This window comes from Streptomyces sp. NPDC002835, assembly GCF_053591995.1.
This window is the reverse complement of the sequence record NZ_JBSFUW010000001.1, coordinates 1-17271: the sequence shown is the minus strand read 5'-3', so window position 1 is coordinate 17271 and position 17271 is coordinate 1. Positions and strand designations below refer to the sequence as shown.

Sequence of the window (17271 nt, the reverse complement as noted above, 5' to 3'; positions counted from 1 at the left end):
CGCGTACCCGCCGACTGGACGGTCAGCCGCGCAGCTCCGCCAGCACCGCGTCCGTGAACCTGGGCCACGCCTCGATCGCCCACGGGCCGAAGTCGCGGTCGGTGAGCGCCACGCACGCCGCGCCCGCGTCCGGGTCGATCCACAGGAAGGTGCCGGACTGGCCGAAGTGGCCGAACGTACGGGGCGAGGACGAAGAACCCGTCCAGTGCGGGGACTTGGCGTCGCGGATCTCGAAACCGAGACCCCAGTCGTTCGGCTTCTGGTTGCCGTAGCCCGGCAGTATCCCGGACAGGCTCGGATGCACGACCGACATCCCATCGAGGACCGTACGCGCGTCCAGCAGCCGCGGCGCCTGCACCTCGGCCGCGAAGCGGACCAGGTCGGCGACGGTCGAGACGCCGTCCTTGGCGGGGGAGCCGTCGAGGGCGGTCGCCGTCATGCCGAGCGGCTCCAGCACGGCCTGGTGGAGATACTCGGCGAACGGGATGTCGGTCGCCTTGGCGATGTGGTCGCCGAGCACCTCGAAGCCCGCGTTCGAGTACAGCCGGCGGGTGCCGGGAGCCGCCGTGGCGCGGTGCTCGTCGAAGGCCAGACCGGAGGTGTGGGCGAGCAGGTGCCGCACCGTGGAGCCCTCGGGGCCCGCCGGTTCGTCCAGCTCGATCGCCCCCTCCTCGTAGGCGACCAGCGCGGCGTAGGCCGCCAGCGGCTTGGTGACGGAGGCGAGGGGGAAGCGGTGGTCCGCCGGACCGTGCGAACCGGCGACCGTGCCGTCCGCTCGTACGACGGCGGCCGCCGCGGTCGGTACCGGCCAGTTCTCGATCATCGCCAGGCTCTGCATGGCTACGAGCCTAGACGGTGCCGCAGGCTCAGCCGCATCGCCGGGTCGGGGGTGCGGACGAAGCCCAGGGAGGCGTACAGCGGCTCGGCCTCCGGGGAGGTCCGCAGGTCGACCTTGCGGATGCCGCGCTCACGGAACCAGCCGAGCAGGCCCTCCACGCAGGCCCGCGAGAGGCCGCGGCGGCGCATGTCCTCGTCCGTGGTGACGCTGAACACATAGCCGCAGGTGCCGTCCGGATTGCCGGGGCCGCCGAGCCGGTGCTCGATGGTGCCGACCGCGCAGGCGGCGAGGCCGCCGCCCGGCCGTTCGACCACGTACGCCGTCATCGTGCCGTCCGGGTCCGCGAGGCGGTCCCGCAGGGTCGCCACCGCGGCGGGCTGCCAGCTGACGTCGGGGTTCGGGCCGAGGACGGAGTCGGTCATGACCTTGCGGAGGCGGACCAGTTCTTCGGCGTCGGCGGGGGTGGCGCGGCGGGAGGGACTCATGATCCGGCAGGCTAATTCGGGCCTCGCGGGAAATGCCAGCGGATTGAGCTTGCTTGGAGTGCACTCCAACGTTTTAGCGTGGAACGCATGACGGTGATCGAGAGCACCCCGGCCAGGACCGATCTCTGCAAAGCCGCTCCCCGCGCCCACCCCCGCCCCGAAGGGCAGGACCGCTACACGATCAGCGAGGTCGTCGCCTTCACCGGGCTCAGCGCGCACACCCTGCGCTGGTACGAGCGGATCGGGCTGATGCCGCACGTCGACCGCTCGCACACGGGCCAGCGCCGGTTCAGCAACCGCGACCTGGACTGGCTCGCCTTCGTCGGCAAACTGCGGCTGACCGGGATGTCCGTCGCCGACATGGTCACGTACGCCGAGATGGTCCGCGAGGGGGAGCACACCTTCGAGGCGCGCGCCGAACTGCTGCAGCGCACCCGGCGGGACGTGCTCGACCGGATCGCCGAACTGCGGGACACCCTCGCGGTGCTGGACCACAAGATCGAGTTCTACGCGGACGCCCGGCGGGCGCCGGAGAGGTTCTGAAACTGATGAGCAACGCCAAGATCGCACAGATACGCCTCGGCACGGACGGACCCCTCGTCGGGGTCCAGGGCCTCGGCTGCATGGGGATGAGCGAGTTCTACGGCGACACCGACGAGGCCGCGGCCCGCGAGACGCTGGAGGTGGCGCTCGCGGAGGGCGTCACCCTCTTCGACACGGCCGACGTGTACGGGCGGGGCGCCAACGAGGAGTTCCTCGCGCCCTTCGTCCGGGCCCACCGGGACGAGATCACGCTCGCCACCAAGTTCGCCATCGAACGGACCGACGACCCGCAGTACCGGGCCGTGCGCAACGACCCCGCGTACATCCGCCGGGCCGTCGAGGACAGCCTGCGCCGGCTCGGCGTCGACGTCATCGACCTCTACTACATGCACCGCCGCGACCCGGCCGTGCCGCTCGCCGAGTCCGTCGGCGCGATGGCGGAACTCGTCGAACGCGGCCTGGTCAAGCACCTCGGCCTCAGCGAGGTCACGGGCGCGGAGCTGCGCGAGGCGCACACCGTGCACCCCGTCGCGGCCCTGCAGTCGGAGTGGTCCCTCTTCAGCCGCGACGTGGAGCGCAGCGCGGTCGGCGCGGCGGCGGAGCTCGGCGTCGCGTTCGTGCCGTACTCGCCGCTCGGCCGGGGCTTCCTGACGGGCGCGTTCACCGACGCGGCGGAGCTGTCGGAAGGCGACTTCCGGCGCCACCAGCCCCGCTTCACGGGCGACAACGCCCGGACGAACGCGGCCCTCCTGGAGCCCGTCCACAAGATCGCTGCAGCCCACGGCGCGACGGCGGCCCAGATCGCCCTGGCGTGGGTCCAGCAGCGTGCCGACGTCCACGGCCTCCCGGTCGTCCCCATCCCGGGCACGCGGAAGGCCGCGCGGCTGCGGGAGAACCTGGCGGCGACACGGATCGTCCTGACGGACGCGGAACTGGCGACGCTGGAGCCGATCGCGGACCGGGTCGCGGGCGACCGCTACCCGGACATGTCGACGACGTCGACGGCCCGCGAGTAGCTGGGCACCGGCGGGGCTGGCCGGTCTCGTCGGGGCGCTGCCCCGAACCCCGCGCCTCAAACGCCGGCGGGGCTGGATGTGCCCGGTTCCGTGCCGGGTCCGGCTCCTTGAGCGCGGGCGGGGCTGGAGTTGCCGGGCCACACGCCCCCGCGCCTCAAACTCCCCCTACGGCCTGGCGGCCGTGGGAGGTGCCCCCAGCGGGGCTGATTTCGCGGAGCGAAATCCAGCCCGCCCGGCGATTGAGGGCACGGCCGAAGGCCGTACGGGGTCCGGGGCGTGCCCGCCCCCACGGGGCGGAGCCGCAAATCGGTACAGCGGGAAGGGGTGGGTAGCGGAACACGCCCCACGCAGCGGACACGCACCCGCACCCGCCCCGCGAGCCGTCACAGCTCCGCCAGTAGCTCCGCCTTCTTGCGCGTGAATTCCTCGTCCGTCACCAGCCCCGCCAGATGCAGGTCCCCCAAGTGCCGTATCCGGTCCGCGATGGCCGCCGGGTCGCGGTGGGTCGCGGGGGCCGTCAGGGCCGGGGCCGGGGTCTGGGTGCGGATGCATTCGAGGACCGAGGCCGCGAACGGCAGGGACTCGTGCACCGGCCCGTAGCCGAGGCCGAAGACGACCGCCGCCGGATCCTGGTCCGCCTGGGCCGCGCCCGCCGCGCCCCCGGCACCCGCCCCCGCCAGGGGGTCCGTGTCGCCGCGCCGCAGCAGCCGCAGATACCCGTCGAAGATCTCCGGCGAGCGCCACTCGACGCCGCACAGCTCCGACACGCCGAAACTCTGGTCGCCGGCCTTCCACTTGGCGGACGACGCACCCGTCCAGAACCACCGGAACGCGATGGTCGAGCCGTCGAAGGACGCCTTGCCGTCGTACGCCTTGAAGCCGAGCGGCGCCTGTGGCGCGGAGACGAGATAGCGGTCCGCGGGCCGGTCGGCGTCGGGGCCGAGCACGGCGCGCAGTTCGTCGGCGTAGTACTCGGCGAGGGTCTCCCGCTCGGCCGGCAGCACCAGCCGGTACGGATCGCACACTTCCTTGAGCTGCCCGGCGGCCGCCTCCATCAGCGGGTCCGCGCCGGGTCTGGGAACAGCGTGCAGCACCACCGTGCCGCGCTTGCCCGGGGTGAGCGTCACCGATGCCAGCGCCTCGTGCGGAACACGCCGTTCACGCAGCGAGGAAAGCAGCTTCGGCGTGCGGATCCCCCGTTCGAAGCGGATGAGCACGGAGTCGGCGTCGAACTCCCAGGTGGCTTGAATTCCGGCCAGCACATCACCCATGTGCCTCATCGTATGCGGCTCGCGCCTGCGCGTCGCCCCTCGACGGCCACCCCTTTTGGCCGGGCTCTACGCGCGTCAGAGGGCTCAGGCACCGGAAATACCACTGCGGCAGGCGGCGGTGCCGCCCACGCAGCTCACGTCGGCGTACGCGCCGACGCCTATGTCGGCGAAGTTGTGCACGCTTTCGGTGCCCGGCTCGAAATAGCCGGTATGCCCCACGGCGCCCGCCGCGGAGAGCCGCCGTGCGCCGAACTCCGGTACCACCGGATCCTCGCCGTGCCCGAGCCCGCCGACGTCCAGGTGCGGGACGTCCTCGATCCAGTCGTCGGCGTCGCGCATGGCCCAGACGCGCGCCGTCGTGCGCAGGCCGGCGACATTCTCCGCGCGCATCCCGGGGCTGCCGGCGACGGCCACGTCACGGACCCGCGGCGGAAGCCGGCCGGCCGCGACCCCGCACACCACGGACCCGTAGCTGTGGCAGAAGAGGGAGACGGGGGCGCGGCCGGGCAGCGCCCGGGTGAGCGCGACCAGCCGTACCGCGCCGTTCTCGGCGAGCCGGCCGATCGCGGACTCCATGCCGACGCCGGCGGGCGAGGTGTAGTCCGCCCAGGCGATGACCGCCGTACGGAGCCGGGGCGCGGCCGCCCGCTGCGCCGCGTACAGGGACTGGGCCATCCCGACGGGGGCCGAGTACTTGCGCGCGGTGCGCTGGAAGGTGAGCAGGTTGGTGTCGACGCCGGGCACGATCACCGAGACGCGCTGGGCCCGGTCGAGGTCACCGAAGACCTCGGCCACCCGGCCGGCGCCGGACGGGTCGAAGGCGAGGATCTGCCGGTCGCGGCTCATCAGGGCCTCGAACCGGTGCATCCGGCGCACCGCCTGCCGGTGCCCCGCGGCGGTCAGACCGGTTCCGGCGACCCGCTCGCGCTCGCGCTCCAGGGAGGCGGCCAGCGCCTTGCGGTTCGCCTGGTAGCGCAGGGTGAGGGGTACGCCATTGAGGTTGCCGACGATGTGCGGGTACTTCTCGGCGAGCCGCGCACCGCGGGCGCCGCCGAGCCAGGTGAAGAACGCGGCGAGCTGATGCGGCGGAGCATTCAGGCCAGGCAGCTCCCGGGTCCCGACACGCGCCTTGTCCCATTCGCCGATTTCGGCCGCGAGGACGTCGCGGGGACCGTTCTGATGTCGTACGGCGGTCCAGCCGCTGGTCGCGAGCATGACGAACACCACGGCGAGGGCCAGCAGGGCGCGCCACACGGTCGGGGTGGGGGAGGCGTCGAAAGAAGTCACTTCGAGACACCCTAGGAGAAGGGCGCGGGCGCAAGCGATCAGCGTGAGGCAGATCACGTGTCGAACGGGGGAAAGAAGGGGAGGAGGGTGACGTTCCGTGCGCGAGGCGTACGTGAGGTACGTGCCCGCCGGCGCATTCCCCGTGCGTACGGCCCCTGTTGAGGAGCCTGTGGTGTCACCCGCGCCTCATGGCCCGGACGGTGTACGCCAGTTCTCCGCGAGCGCGGGGCCGAGCTGGTCGAGGAACGTCTCCGTGAGTGCGCGGATCGCCTCCATGCTGGCGTCCGGTCCCTGCCCCCACAGCCGCCCGGTGGCCCGCATCACGCCGCTGAACGCGGCCACCGCGACCCGCGGCCGGAGGTCGGTGTTCACGTCGAGCCCCTCCCGCTCCGCGATGAGTCCGGCCAGGGCCTCCTCCATCACGGTGGAGCGGCGCATGTGCGCGGCGAGCAGCGCCGGGGTCGACTCGATCATCTGGTAGCTGCGCATGTGGAGATCGAGCGGGACGATTTCCTCGACCGCTTCCCCGATGCCGTCCCAGGACTCGAACACGGCGTTGCGGAGCGCCTCGAGCGGCGCCTCCGCCGCGGGGCGTCCGCGCAGGGCCGCCACGTAGTGCGACTCCACGACCTCCTGGACGGCGAAGGCCGCCTCCTCCTTGGAGGCGAAGTACCGGAAGAAAGTGCGCTGGGACACCTCGACCGCGTCCGCGATCTCGTCGACGGTGGTCTGCTCGTACCCCTGGGTGGTGAACAGTTCGAGGGCGACGCGCACCAGGGCGTCACGGGTGCGCTGTTTCTTGCGGGCGCGCAGCCCGGTCGGCTCTGCCGTCGTCACTTCATCGTCCTCTTCTCGACGCTTCGCCCTGCTCAGGCTATCGGTGAGTCACGTGACAGTTACCGACTAGTGAACTGGTTTGTCAACTGTCAGTCACTGACATTAATCTGCTCGCATGACTAGTCAGACCACCGTCGAAAAGGCGCCGCGGGATCCCCAGGACCCCGTCCCGGCACCGGTCAAGGGGCTGCGCGGCCACCCCTGGCTGACCCTGTTCTCCGTGGCCATCGGCGTGATGATGGTCGCGCTGGACGGCACGATCGTCGCGATCGCCAACCCCGCGATCCAGAAGGACCTCGGCGCCACCCTCGCCGACGTCCAGTGGATCACCAACGGCTATCTGCTCGCCCTGGCCGTCGCGCTGATCACGGCGGGCAAGCTCGGTGACCGCTTCGGCCACCGCCAGACCTTCCTGATCGGCATCGCGGGCTTCGCCGCCGCCTCCGCGGCCATCGGCCTGTCCGACTCGATCGCCCTCGTGATCGTCTTCCGGGTCCTGCAGGGCCTCTTCGGCGCCCTGCTGATGCCGGCGGCGCTCGGTCTGCTGCGCGCCACCTTCCCCGCCGAGAAGCTGAACATGGCGATCGGCATCTGGGGCATGGTCATCGGAGCCTCCACCGCCGGCGGCCCGATCCTCGGCGGTGTGCTCGTCGAGCACGTGAGCTGGCAGTCGGTGTTCTTCATCAACGTGCCCGTCGGCATCCTCGCCCTCGGCCTCGGCCTGGTCATCCTGAAGGACCAGCGGGCGCAGAACGCGCCGAGGTCGTTCGACATCCTCGGCATCGTGCTGCTGTCGGGCGCCATGTTCAGCACCGTCTGGCCGCTGATCAAGGCCGGCGAGTGGGGCTGGGGCTCCATGAGCACCGTCGGCTGGCTGGCCACGGCGGTGGTCCTCTTCCTGCTGTTCGCCATCTGGGAGACCAAGGTCGCGGAGCCGCTGGTCCCGCTCGGGATGTTCCGCTCCGTGCCGCTCAGCGCGGGCACCGTCCTGATGGTCCTGATGGCGTTCGCCTTCATGGGCGGCCTGTTCTTCGTGACCTTCTTCCTCCAGGGCGTCCAGGGGCTGAGCCCGGTCGACAGCGGTCTGCGGCTGCTGCCGCTGACCGGCATGATGATCGTCTCCTCGCCGCTGGCGGGCGTGCTGATCACCAAGTTCGGCCCGCGAGTCCCGCTCGTCGGCGGCATGGTCTGCACCGCGACCGCCATGTTCGGCATGACCACGCTCACCGAGGACACCGGCACCTTCGCGATGTCCCTCTGGTTCGGCCTGCTCGGCCTCGGCCTCGCGCCGGTCATGGTCGGCGCCACCGAGGTCATCGTGGGCAACGCCCCGCTGGAGCTCTCCGGCGTCGCGGGCGGTCTCCAGCAGGCCGCGATGCAGGTCGGCGGCGCGCTCGGCACGGCCGTCCTCGGCGCGGTGATGACCTCCAAGGTCAACGCGGACTTCGCGGGCAACTGGCAGGACGCCGGCATCCCCGTACCGCCGGACCCGCGACTGGAGCAGGCCGCCGAGTTCGGCACCGTGCCCGCGGAGCTGGCCCAGGCGCCCGGTATGACGCCCGAGCTCGCTACCACGATCGGGGACGTCATCCACGACACGTTCATGTCGGGCATGGGCCTGGCGTTCACCGTCGCCGGCGTCGTGGCGGTCGTCGCCGCGCTGGTCGCGCTGCTCACCAAGCGCGGCGCGAACGCGGAGGCCGGTGCGGGCGCGGCCCACATCTGACCCCGGGCGCGTCAACACACGGTCACCGACAGCCCCGCCGGGCGCCCCCGGCGGGGCTGTCGCCTATCCGGATGATTCGTCCCGCCGCCTCTTCCCCGGCCGGGACGGCGTGGGTCACGGTTCGGTCGACCGATTCGTACGACCCACGGGGACCCACCATGCGCACCGCCACCACCGCCGCGGCCCTGACCGCCGCCGCACTGCTGCCGCTGCTCCTGCTCCAGCCGCTCCCGTCCGCGTCGGCCGCGGCGCCACCACGCCTCGGGGAGTGCGCGTCCGGTGAGCTGTGCCTGTGGACGGCGACCGACTTCCGCGGCGCACGCCACGCCCACGAGCTCGCCGGGACCGACATCGAGAGCTGTGTGCCGCTGCCGCCCGGCGCCCCGGCGCAGGCCCTCGCCAACCGCACCGGCCGGCCCGTCACCACGTACCAGTCGGCGGAGTGCGCGGAGACCGGCGAGTTCGAGACGTACCCCGGCGGCGGGACCTGGGTGCCCAGCTCGCCCTACCGGGTCAGGGCGTTCAAGATCTGGGAGAACTAGGCTCCGGCACCTCGGGCGCGGCGGCGCCGGCCTCCGCGCCCGACAGCCGGGCCACCTCCGAGCGCAGCTCGCGCACCTCGACCGTCAGCGCCTCCAGCAGCTCGGTCTGCCGCCGCTCCGCCGCGTCGTCCCGCTCGAAGCGGGAGATGAACCAGGCGGCGATGTTGGCGGTCACGACACCGAGCAGCGCGATCCCGGAGATCATCAGCCCGACCGCGAGCAGCCGGCCCATCCCGGTCGTCGGTGCCAGGTCGCCGTACCCGACCGTCGTCATGGTGGTGAACGACCACCACACCGCGTCACCGAGCGTCTTGATGTTCCCGTCCGGCGCGTTCCGCTCCACCTGGAGCACGGCCAGCGAGCCGAACATCATCAGCCCGACGACCGAGCCGCCGACATACGTGGTCAGCCTGATCTGCGGCGCCATCCGGGCCCGCCGGCCCACCAGCAGCAGCGTGGAGACCAGCCGCAGCAGCCGCAGCGGCTGCAGCAGCGGCAGCAGGACCGCGAGCAGATCCAGCGGGTGGCTGCGCACGAACAGCCACTTCGCGGGCGCCAGCGCCAGCCGCACGACGTAGTCGACGGCGAACGCGCCCCACACGAACCACTCGGCCGCCAGGCACGCCCTGTGCACCCAGTCCGGGGCGCCCGGGGTGACGATCTGCACCACATAGGCGACCGCGAAGACGAGGGAGAGCGAGAGCAGGGGTGTCTGCATCCGCTGCTCCCAGCGGATCTGGGCGGTTTGCTGCTTCATGCGATGCATCGTAGGGAAACGCAGAGGGCGGCGGACCCGCCGGGTCCGCCGCCCTTTACTTGACCGTAGCCGTAGCCGTAGCCGTAGCCGTAGCCGTTACGCGTCGCCGCCGGCCGCTCCCGGGTCGGCCGCGGCCACGTCCAGCAGCTGGTAGCGGTCCACCGCCTGCTTCAGCGCGCTGCGGTCGACCTTGCCCTCGCGGGCCAGCTCGGTCAGCACCCCCAGCACGATCGACTGCGCGTCGATGTGGAAGAAGCGCCGGGCCGCGCCGCGCGTGTCCGCGAAGCCGAAGCCGTCCGCGCCCAGCGACTGGTACGTGCCGGGCACCCAGCGGGAGATCTGGTCGGGCACCGCGCGCATCCAGTCGGACACCGCGACGAACGGGCCCTCGGAGCCGGACAGCTTCCGTGTCACGTACGGGACGCGCTGCTCCTCCTCGGGGTGCAGCAGGTTGTGCCGCTCCACGTCGAGCGCCTCGCGGCGCAGCTCGTTCCACGAGGTCGCCGACCAGACGTCGGCGGCCACGTTCCAGTCCTCCGCGAGGATCCGCTGCGCCTCGACGGCCCACGGCACGGCCACGCCGGACGCCATGATCTGCGCGGGGATCGAGCCCTGCTCGGCCCGCTTGAAGCGGTGGATGCCCTTGAGGATGCCCTCCGCGTCCACGTCCGCCGGTTCGGCCGGGTGCTGGATCGGCTCGTTGTAGACGGTGAGGTAGTAGAAGACGTCCTCGGCGTCCGGGCCGTACATCCGGCGCAGACCGTCCTGGACGATGTGCGCGATCTCGAAGCCGAACGCCGGGTCGTAGGCGACACAGGCCGGGTTCGTGGAGGCGAGCAGCTGCGAGTGGCCGTCCGCGTGCTGCAGGCCCTCGCCGGTCAGCGTCGTCCGGCCGGCGGTGGCGCCGAGCACGAAGCCGCGCGCCAGCTGGTCGGCCATCTGCCAGAACTGGTCGCCGGTGCGCTGGAAGCCGAACATCGAGTAGAAGACGTACACCGGGATCAGCGGCTCGCCGTGCGTGGCGTACGCGGAACCGGCGGCGATCAGGGAGGCGGTGCAGCCGGCCTCGGAGATGCCGTCGTGCAGCATCTGGCCGGTCGGCGACTCCTTGTACGCGAGCAGCAGCTCACGGTCCACGGCCTCGTACTGCTGGCCCAGCGGGTTGTAGATCTTCGCACTCGGGAAGAACGAGTCCATGCCGAAGGTGCGGTACTCGTCGGGCGCGATCAGCACGAACCGCTTGCCGATCTCCTTGTCCCGCATGAGGTCCTTCAACAGCCGGACGAACGCCATGGTGGTGGCGATCGACTGCTGACCGGAGCCCTTCTTCACGGCCGCGTACGTCTTGTCCTCGGGCAGCGCCAGCGGCTTCGCCCGTACGACACGGGTCGGCACGTATCCGCCGCAGCTCTTGCGGTGGTCGTGCATGTACTGGATCTCTTCGGAGTCGCGCCCGGGGTGGTAGTACGGCGGCGGGCCGCTCTCGAGCTGCTGGTCGCTGATCGGCAGGTGGAGCCGGTCGCGGAAGCGCTTCAGGTCGTCGACCGTCAGCTTCTTCATCTGGTGCGTGGCGTTGCGGCCCTCGAAGTTCGGCCCCAGCGTCCAGCCCTTGATGGTCTGCGCGAGGATCACCGTCGGCTGGCCCTTGTGCGCCTTCGCCGCCGTGTATGCCGCGAAGACCTTGCGGTGGTCGTGACCGCCGCGGCCCAGGTGCAGGATCTGGTCGTCGGTCATGTTCTCGACCATCTTGCGCAGCCGCTGGTCGCCGCCGAAGAAGTGCTCGCGGATGTACGCGCCGGTCTCCGTGGCGTACGTCTGGAACTGGCCGTCCGGGGTGGTGTTCAGCTTGTTGACCAGCACGCCGTCGCGGTCCTGGGCGAGCAGCGGGTCCCAGGAGCGGTCCCAGACCAGCTTGATCACGTTCCAGCCGGCGCCGCGGAACTGCGACTCCAGCTCCTGGATGATCTTGCCGTTGCCACGGACCGGGCCGTCGAGGCGCTGGAGGTTGCAGTTGACCACGAAGGTCAGATTGTCCAGGCCCTCACGGGCGGCGATCGACAGCTGGCCCAGCGACTCGGGCTCGTCCATCTCGCCGTCGCCGAGGAACGCCCAGACGTGCGAGTCGGAGGTGTCGGCGATCCCGCGCGCCTCCATGTAGCGGTTCATCCGCGCCTGGTAGATGGCGCCGAGCGGGCCGAGGCCCATCGAGACCGTCGGGAACTCCCAGAAGTCCGGCATGGACCGCGGGTGCGGGTAGCTGGAGAGCCCGTACGGCTCCTTCGACTTCTCCTGGCGGAAGCCGTCGAGCTGCTGCTCGCTGAGCCGGTCCAGCAGGAAGGCGCGGGCGTAGATCCCGGGGGAGGCGTGCCCCTGGAAGAAGATCTGGTCGCCGCCCTTGCCGTCGTCCTTGCCACGGAAGAAGTGGTTGAAGCCGACGTCGTACAGGGAGGCCGAGGAGGCGAAGGTGGCGATGTGCCCGCCGACGCCGATGCCGGGGCGCTGTGCGCGCGAGACCATCACCGCCGCGTTCCACCGGGTCGCGTTGAGGATCTTGCGCTCGATCTCCTCGTTGCCGGGGAAGAACGGCTCGTCCTTGGTCGCGATGGTGTTGACGTAGTCCGTGCTGCGCATCTCGGGCACGGCGACACGCTTCTCGCGTGCCCGCTCGATCAGGCGGAGCATCAGGTAGCGGGCCCGCTCCCGGCCTCGCTCGTCGACGGCGGCGTCGAGGGAGTCCAGCCACTCCTGGGTCTCTTCAGGATCGAAGTCCGGGACCTGGCTGGGAAGGCCGCCAATGATGATCGGGTTGCGATCTGATCCGGAAGCCACGCTGTTCCTTCGCTGTTCGGGGGTCCTGGGACGGCAGAGCTGTCGCACCGCTCCCATCGTGTACCGCGGGGAGGCCCACGTCATCTCTACTCAGAGGTAACCCTTGATCTGAACGAGATCCGGCCCGTTCCCGGCGCACGGCTCCAGGCCGAATCGCAACCTTACGCCCGAGCCGTCCATGTGTTTCGTTCGGTCGTTCGGTTCCCATGGGGATGTGAAAGGGTAGGAATGCCGCGAAGGCGGCCGAAGGGTGTGGCCACGATCGTGGCGGGGACCCGCCGTGTGCCTGGAGATGCGTCGAGACAGCCGTAAACGTCACCGTTTCGGCGGTCTGGGCGGCCGGGTACTTGCGCGATCCGCCCCGCCCGTGTGGACTACGGCCAATGCCGCGCGTACGCGCGCGGCCGAAGCATTTGTCGAAAACGATCAGGAGGCAAGCCGTGAGCGCGACCGCGGACCACGCGGAGGAGCGGACCAACCCGGCGGCAAGGCTGGGGTTCGAGCCCGGACAAGTGGTCCAGGAGATCGGCTACGACGACGACGTCGAGCAGGAGCTCCGTGAGGGCATCGAGGCCGTCACCGGCCAGGAACTCGTCGACGAGGACTACGACGACGTCGCAGACGTCGTCGTGCTGTGGTTCCGCGACGAGGACGGGGACCTCACCGACGCACTGGTGGACGCCATCGGTCTGATCGACGAGGGCGGGGTCGTCTGGCTGATGACCCCCAAGACCGGCCGTGACGGCTATGTCGAGCCCAGCGACATCAATGAGGCCGCCCAGACCGCGGGTCTCTCCCAGACCAAGAGCATCACCGCCGGCAAGGACTGGAGTGGCAGCCGGCTGGTCACCCCCAAGGGGGCGAAGTCGGGGAAGCGCTGAGCCGCCGAGCCGCGAAGAGCAGGCACCAGGCCCCCACCGGCGCGAGCCGGCGGGGGCCTTCTGCGTAGGCTGGCCCCGCACAGCGACCGCTCACGCACACAGCTCATCCACCCGCTCATACGGCTCACGGAGCTCACAGAAGGGAAACGCTTCTCATGGCGATCGAGGTCGGCGACAAGGCGCCGGAGTTCGAGCTCAAGGACAACCACGGCCGCACCGTGTCGCTCGCGGACTTCCGCGGCGAGAAGAACGTCGTACTCCTCTTCTATCCGTTCGCCTTCACCGGCGTGTGCACCGGCGAGCTGTGCGCCCTGCGGGACGAGCTGCCGAAGTTCGTCAACGACGACACCCAGCTGCTGGCCGTCTCCAACGACTCGATCCACACCCTGCGCGTCTACGGGGAGCAGGAGGGGCTCGAGTACCCGCTGCTGTCCGACTTCTGGCCGCACGGTGAGACCTCGCGCGCCTACGGCGTCTTCGACGAGGAAAAGGGCTGCGCGGTGCGCGGCACCTTCATCATCGACAAGGAGGGCTTCGTGCGCTGGACCGTCGTCAACTCGCTGCCCGACGCCCGCGACCTGAACGACTACGTCAAGGCGCTGGACTCGCTCTGATCCCCTGCAGGGGTTTCGGCCGGTGTCCGCCGGAAATGACACGGCGAGCGGGAACCGGTCACTAGGATCCGTTCGTTGATCCGAACATCACGCACGAACAGTCACGCACGACGGGGGCCGACGCCCCTGAACACCAATGGAGGGACTCGTGGGAGTCAGCCTCAGCAAGGGCGGCAACGTCTCGCTGACCAAGGCCGCGCCGAACATGACCGCGGTGACCGTGGGCCTGGGCTGGGACGTCCGGACCACCACAGGTACCGACTTCGACCTCGACGCCAGCGCCCTGCTGACGAACAGCGAGGGCAAGGTCACCAACGACGGAAACTTCGTCTTCTTCAACAACCTCAAGAGCCCCGACGGCTCCGTCGAGCACACCGGTGACAACCTCACCGGCGAGGGCGAGGGCGACGACGAGCAGATCAAGGTCAATCTCGTCGCGGTCCCCGCCGACGTCGACAAGATCGTCTTCCCGGTCTCCATCTATGAGGCCGAGAACCGCCAGCAGTCGTTCGGCCAGGTGCGCAACGCGTTCATCCGCGTCGTCAACCAGGCCGACAACACCGAACTCGCCCGTTACGACCTGAGCGAGGACGCCTCGACCGAGACCGCCATGGTCTTCGGCGAGCTCTACCGCAACGGCGCGGAGTGGAAGTTCCGCGCCGTCGGTCAGGGTTACGCCTCGGGCCTGCGCGGCATCGCGCAGGACTTCGGCGTGAACGTCTGATTCAGGCAGCAGTCTCCGCGTCCGGCGCCGCACTCTCCGTGCGGCGCCGGACGCGCCTGGGCCCCGGACCGGGCCCTCGGCAAAAGCCACCAGGGGAGGACTCACACCATGGGCGTCACGCTCGCCAAGGGAGGCAATGTCTCCCTCTCCAAGGCCGCACCCAATCTCACTCAGGTGCTCGTAGGGCTCGGCTGGGACGCGCGCTCCACCACCGGCGCGCCCTTCGACCTCGACGCCAGCGCGCTGCTCTGCCAGAACGGGCGGGTGCTCGGCGACGAGTGGTTCATCTTCTACAACCAGCTCCAGAGTCCCGACGGGTCCGTCGAGCACACCGGAGACAACCTCACCGGCGAGGGTGACGGCGACGACGAGTCCCTGCTGGTGGACCTCGTCAAGGTGCCGGCCCATGTGGACAAGATCGTCTTCCCGGTCTCCATCCACGAGGCGGACAACCGCGGCCAGACGTTCGGCCAGGTCAGCAACGCGTTCATCCGGGTGGTCAACCAGGCGGACGGCCAGGAGCTCGCCCGTTACGACCTCAGTGAGGACGCCTCGACGGAGACCGCGATGATCTTCGGCGAGCTCTACCGCTACGGCGGCGAGTGGAAGTTCCGTGCCGTCGGGCAGGGGTACGCGTCGGGGCTGCGGGGGATCGCTCTAGACTTCGGCGTCAACGTTTCGTAAAAAGCCGCGTGCGGTGCGGGGGAGACACCCCCAGGCATCACCCGGGGGACAATTACACGATTGGGTAGCCAGTGGTTCTGAAAACCTTCGGCTGGTCGTTCGCCGTTACGGCGGCCGGCCTCGCATTCGCCGCCTGGCAGTGGGGCTGGGAGGCGTTCGGGATCGTACTGATCCTGTCGATCCTCGAGATCTCGCTGTCGTTCGACAACGCGGTTGTCAACGCCGGAATCCTCAAGAAGATGAACGCCTTCTGGCAGAAGATCTTCCTGACGATCGGCATCCTGATCGCGGTGTTCGGCATGCGGCTGGTCTTTCCCGTCGTCATCGTCGCCATCAGTGCCAAAGTGGGGCCGATCGAGGCCGTCGAGCTGGCCATGGACCAGCCGCAGCAGTACGAGGCCCTGGTCACCGACGCGCATCCCGCGATCGCCGCGTTCGGTGGCATGTTCCTGTTGATGATCTTCCTCGACTTCATCTTCGAGGAGCGGGAGCACAAGTGGCTCGCCTGGCTGGAGCGGCCGCTGGCCAAGCTCGGCAAGATCGACATGCTCTCGGTCTGCACCGCATTGATCATCCTGCTCGTCACCGCGATCACCTTCGCCACCAACGCGCACACCAGCACCGGCCACGCCGACAAGTCGGCCACGGTCCTGCTCTCCGGCGTCGCCGGTCTGATCACGTATCTCGTCGTCGGCGGCCTCTCCGGCTACTTCGAGGACAAGCTCGAGGAAGAGGAGGAGCGCGAGCACGAGGAGGAGGAGCAGGCCAAGAAGGAGGGCAAGCCCGTCTCCGCGGTCGGCCTGGCCGGCAAGGCGGCGTTCTTCCTCTTCCTGTACCTGGAAGTGCTCGACGCCTCGTTCTCGTTCGACGGCGTCATCGGCGCGTTCGCCATCACGAACCACATCTTCTGGATGGCGCTCGGCCTCGGCATCGGCGCGATGTACGTCCGGTCCCTCACGGTCTACCTGGTCCGCCAGGGCACCCTGGACGACTACGTCTACCTGGAGCACGGCGCGCACTACGCGATCGGCGCGCTCGCGGTCATCCTGCTCGTCACCATCCAGCACGAGATCAGCGAGATCATCACCGGTCTCGTCGGCGTCTTCCTGATCGCCGCGTCCTTCCTGGCCTCTGTCCGCCGCAACAAGGCGCTCGAGGCGGAGGAGAGCGCGGGGGGCGGCCCCGACGAGAAGGCCGGGGTCTCCTCCGGGGTGTGACAGCCCAACCATTGAGGAACGCTTCTCTGCGGGGCGGCCGGGTGCTCCCGGCCGCCCCGTGGCGTTGTGCACACGGTGCACGGTGTACCGGAGACTAGGGCGGGGTGGGCATGGCCATCTGGGACAACCTGTGGCGGGGCAGGGCGGCGCAGTTCGACTCGGGCAGTGCCGCGAGCAATTCCATCGAACTGACCAGGCGGAACTCGACCGTCTCGCTCACCAAACAGGGCGCGGCGACCGGGAACCTGCGAGTCAACCTCTCCTGGCGGATGCGCTCCTCCGACATCGAGGGCCGCTCACGCCAGAGCGGACGCCTGCTGGGCAACCCGATGAAACTCTTCCAGCCCGACGTGGTCCAGGCCCACACCCAGGGCGTGGTCAACGTAGACCTCGACCTCGGCTGCCTGTACGAGCTGACCGACGGCAGCAAGGGCGTGGTGCAGCCCCTGGGCAGCTTCTTCGGCGATCTGAACGGGCCGCCGTACGTGAAGCTCAGCGGCGACGACCGCTTCGGGGCGCCGTCCGGCGAGACGATCTTCGTCAACCTCGACCACCGCGAGTCGATCAAGCGGCTGCTGTTCTTCGTCTACATCTACGACCAGACCCCGGCCTTCGACCGCACCCACGCCCACGTCACGCTCTACCCGAGCAACGGCCCCCGCGTCGAGATCGAACTCGACGAACGTGCACCGCAGGCCCGCTCCTGCGCGGTGTTCTCGCTCGACAACGTCAAGGACGAACTGATCGTGCGCCGCGAGGTCAAGTTCGTCTACGGCTTCCAGGCGGAGCTGGACCGGCTGTACGGGTGGGGGCTGCAGTGGGGGCGGGGATACAAGTCGCGAACGTAGGGCGGGGCGGGTGGCGCGTGCCGCCTGCGGCGGGCCTGCCCCGTGCCGCCGGGTGGGCGGACCGGGCTCCGCCCGGGCCCGGTACCGCGCTTCGCGCGGTGGCCTCAATCTCCCCCTACGGCCTGGCGGCCGTGGGTGGGGGCACCTCCCACGCCGCCAGGCGTAGGGGGAG

The 17271-nt window shown here is 70.1% G+C and carries 17 protein-coding genes; 10 read left to right on the top strand and 7 right to left on the bottom strand.

The annotated features are described in order from the left end of the window. Nucleotides 1-22: 22 nt before the first annotated feature. Together ACWD01_RS00085 and ACWD01_RS00080 are read right to left on the bottom strand one after the other, a co-directional pair. A complete protein-coding gene (locus ACWD01_RS00085; protein ID WP_451156433.1) occupies nucleotides 23-838 on the bottom strand; it encodes a serine hydrolase domain-containing protein in 816 nt (271 codons plus the stop codon). Nucleotides 839-840: 2 nt separating this feature from the next. Beyond that, nucleotides 841-1323 carry a GNAT family N-acetyltransferase gene (locus tag ACWD01_RS00080; protein ID WP_451156431.1) on the bottom strand — a complete coding sequence of 161 codons (483 nt, stop codon included), beginning with the start codon at nucleotides 1321-1323 and terminating at the stop codon, nucleotides 841-843. A gap of 87 nt (nucleotides 1324-1410) precedes the next feature. Here ACWD01_RS00080 and ACWD01_RS00075 point away from each other — a divergent pair, with 87 nt between their 5' ends. After that, on the top strand, nucleotides 1411-1866 hold the full coding sequence (locus ACWD01_RS00075; protein WP_451156429.1) for a MerR family transcriptional regulator: 456 nt from the start codon (nucleotides 1411-1413) through the stop codon (nucleotides 1864-1866). 5 nt (nucleotides 1867-1871) lie between these two features. Then, nucleotides 1872-2882, top strand: coding sequence for an aldo/keto reductase (locus tag ACWD01_RS00070; protein WP_451156427.1), 1011 nt, complete (start codon nucleotides 1872-1874; stop codon nucleotides 2880-2882). A gap of 383 nt (nucleotides 2883-3265) precedes the next feature. On the opposite strand, the gene ACWD01_RS00065 is transcribed toward ACWD01_RS00070, so the two are convergent. The 3 genes from ACWD01_RS00065 to ACWD01_RS00055 form a co-directional block, all read right to left on the bottom strand. Then, nucleotides 3266-4153 carry a DUF4429 domain-containing protein gene (locus ACWD01_RS00065; protein WP_451156425.1) on the bottom strand — a complete coding sequence of 296 codons (888 nt, stop codon included), beginning with the start codon at nucleotides 4151-4153 and terminating at the stop codon, nucleotides 3266-3268. A gap of 84 nt (nucleotides 4154-4237) precedes the next feature. Further along, on the bottom strand, nucleotides 4238-5440 hold the full coding sequence (locus ACWD01_RS00060) for an alpha/beta hydrolase (protein WP_451156423.1): 1203 nt from the start codon (nucleotides 5438-5440) through the stop codon (nucleotides 4238-4240). Between the two features lie 186 nt (nucleotides 5441-5626). Further along, a complete protein-coding gene (locus ACWD01_RS00055; RefSeq protein WP_451156421.1) occupies nucleotides 5627-6277 on the bottom strand; it encodes a TetR family transcriptional regulator in 651 nt (216 codons plus the stop codon). A gap of 115 nt (nucleotides 6278-6392) precedes the next feature. Between ACWD01_RS00055 and ACWD01_RS00050 the strand changes: the two genes are divergently transcribed. Both ACWD01_RS00050 and ACWD01_RS00045 read left to right on the top strand, forming a co-directional pair. Next, entirely contained in the window at nucleotides 6393-8003 is a 1611-nt protein-coding gene (locus tag ACWD01_RS00050; protein ID WP_451156419.1) for an MFS transporter, read from the top strand. A gap of 158 nt (nucleotides 8004-8161) precedes the next feature. Further along, a complete protein-coding gene (locus ACWD01_RS00045; protein WP_451156417.1) occupies nucleotides 8162-8545 on the top strand; it encodes a peptidase inhibitor family I36 protein in 384 nt (127 codons plus the stop codon). Here the strand turns inward: ACWD01_RS00045 and ACWD01_RS00040 are convergent. Further along, a complete protein-coding gene (locus ACWD01_RS00040; RefSeq protein ID WP_451156415.1) occupies nucleotides 8526-9311 on the bottom strand; it encodes a potassium channel family protein in 786 nt (261 codons plus the stop codon). The genes ACWD01_RS00045 and ACWD01_RS00040 overlap by 20 nt on opposite strands. Before the next feature lie 87 nt (nucleotides 9312-9398). Then, the gene (aceE, locus tag ACWD01_RS00035; RefSeq protein ID WP_451156413.1) at nucleotides 9399-12131 is read right to left on the bottom strand and encodes a pyruvate dehydrogenase (acetyl-transferring), homodimeric type; all 2733 of its coding nucleotides are present in this window, start codon (nucleotides 12129-12131) and stop codon (nucleotides 9399-9401) included. Between the two features lie 440 nt (nucleotides 12132-12571). Between aceE and ACWD01_RS00030 the strand changes: the two genes are divergently transcribed. From ACWD01_RS00030 to ACWD01_RS00005, 6 genes are all read left to right on the top strand, one after another. Beyond that, entirely contained in the window at nucleotides 12572-13012 is a 441-nt protein-coding gene (locus ACWD01_RS00030) for a DUF3052 domain-containing protein (RefSeq protein ID WP_264243144.1), read from the top strand. A gap of 155 nt (nucleotides 13013-13167) precedes the next feature. Continuing rightward, entirely contained in the window at nucleotides 13168-13626 is a 459-nt protein-coding gene (locus ACWD01_RS00025; protein WP_451156411.1) for a peroxiredoxin, read from the top strand. A 148-nt stretch (nucleotides 13627-13774) separates the two neighbouring features. Then, nucleotides 13775-14350 (top strand): TerD family protein, encoded by a 576-nt coding sequence (locus ACWD01_RS00020; RefSeq protein WP_451156409.1) that lies wholly within the window; start codon nucleotides 13775-13777, stop codon nucleotides 14348-14350. Nucleotides 14351-14458: 108 nt separating this feature from the next. Further along, the gene (locus tag ACWD01_RS00015) at nucleotides 14459-15034 is read left to right on the top strand and encodes a TerD family protein (protein ID WP_451156407.1); all 576 of its coding nucleotides are present in this window, start codon (nucleotides 14459-14461) and stop codon (nucleotides 15032-15034) included. Nucleotides 15035-15105: 71 nt separating this feature from the next. Then, the gene (locus tag ACWD01_RS00010) at nucleotides 15106-16251 is read left to right on the top strand and encodes a DUF475 domain-containing protein (RefSeq protein ID WP_451156405.1); all 1146 of its coding nucleotides are present in this window, start codon (nucleotides 15106-15108) and stop codon (nucleotides 16249-16251) included. Between the two features lie 110 nt (nucleotides 16252-16361). After that, nucleotides 16362-17099: a TerD family protein gene (locus tag ACWD01_RS00005; protein ID WP_451156403.1), complete on the top strand. Its 738-nt coding sequence runs from the start codon at nucleotides 16362-16364 to the stop codon at nucleotides 17097-17099. Nucleotides 17100-17271 lie beyond the last annotated feature (172 nt).